The organism is [Erwinia] mediterraneensis, from assembly GCF_900604315.1.
GTDB classification, from domain to species: Bacteria; Pseudomonadota; Gammaproteobacteria; order Enterobacterales; family Enterobacteriaceae; genus Pantoea; species Pantoea mediterraneensis_A.
Genome location: NZ_LR026978.1, coordinates 1348214 through 1349827 on the forward strand (window position 1 = coordinate 1348214; position 1614 = coordinate 1349827).

A 1614-nucleotide genomic window follows, 5' to 3' on the forward strand; every position below is an offset into this window, starting at 1 on the left:
CGTTCAGGTAAGGAGGTGATCCAACCGCAGGTTCCCCTACGGTTACCTTGTTACGACTTCACCCCAGTCATGAATCACAAAGTGGTAAGCGCCCTCCCGAGGGTTAAGCTACCTACTTCTTTTGCAACCCACTCCCATGGTGTGACGGGCGGTGTGTACAAGGCCCGGGAACGTATTCACCGTGGCGTTCTGATCCACGATTACTAGCGATTCCGACTTCACGGAGTCGAGTTGCAGACTCCGATCCGGACTACGACGCACTTTATGAGGTCCGCTTGCTCTCGCGAGGTCGCTTCTCTTTGTATGCGCCATTGTAGCACGTGTGTAGCCCTGGCCGTAAGGGCCATGATGACTTGACGTCATCCCCACCTTCCTCCGGTTTATCACCGGCAGTCTCCTTTGAGTTCCCGACCGAATCGCTGGCAACAAAGGATAAGGGTTGCGCTCGTTGCGGGACTTAACCCAACATTTCACAACACGAGCTGACGACAGCCATGCAGCACCTGTCTCACGGTTCCCGAAGGCACTTCCGCATCTCTGCAGAATTCCGTGGATGTCAAGGCCAGGTAAGGTTCTTCGCGTTGCATCGAATTAAACCACATGCTCCACCGCTTGTGCGGGCCCCCGTCAATTCATTTGAGTTTTAACCTTGCGGCCGTACTCCCCAGGCGGTCGACTTAACGCGTTAGCTCCGGAAGCCACGCCTCAAGGGCACAACCTCCAAGTCGACATCGTTTACGGCGTGGACTACCAGGGTATCTAATCCTGTTTGCTCCCCACGCTTTCGCACCTGAGCGTCAGTCTTCGTCCAGGGGGCCGCCTTCGCCACCGGTATTCCTCCAGATCTCTACGCATTTCACCGCTACACCTGGAATTCTACCCCCCTCTACGAGACTCAAGCCTGCCAGTTTCAAATGCAGTTCCCGGGTTGAGCCCGGGGATTTCACATCTGACTTAACAGACCGCCTGCGTGCGCTTTACGCCCAGTAATTCCGATTAACGCTTGCACCCTCCGTATTACCGCGGCTGCTGGCACGGAGTTAGCCGGTGCTTCTTCTGCGGGTAACGTCAATGACGAAGCGTATTAAGCTTCATCCCTTCCTCCCCGCTGAAAGTACTTTACAACCCGAAGGCCTTCTTCATACACGCGGCATGGCTGCATCAGGCTTGCGCCCATTGTGCAATATTCCCCACTGCTGCCTCCCGTAGGAGTCTGGACCGTGTCTCAGTTCCAGTGTGGCTGGTCATCCTCTCAGACCAGCTAGGGATCGTCGCCCAGGTAGGCCGTTACCCTGCCTGCTAGCTAATCCCATCTGGGTTCATCCGATGGTGTGAGGCCCGAAGGTCCCCCACTTTGGTCTTGCGACATTATGCGGTATTAGCCACCGTTTCCAGTGGTTATCCCCCTCCATCGGGCAGATCCCCAGACATTACTCACCCGTCCGCCACTCGCCACCCGGAAAGCAAGCTTTCCTGTGCTGCCGTTCGACTTGCATGTGTTAGGCCTGCCGCCAGCGTTCAATCTGAGCCATGATCAAACTCTTCAATTAAAAGCTTGATTTGCTTCAACTCGTGAAGCGATGCTCAAGGAAAAACGTCGTAATGAATTACGTG

General features: G+C 55.2%; 1 rRNA gene. It reads right to left on the reverse strand.

The annotated features are described in order from the left end of the window. Nucleotides 1–8 precede the first annotated feature (8 nt). Nucleotides 9–1550, reverse strand: a 16S ribosomal RNA gene (locus E0E17_RS06385). Nucleotides 1551–1614 lie beyond the last annotated feature (64 nt).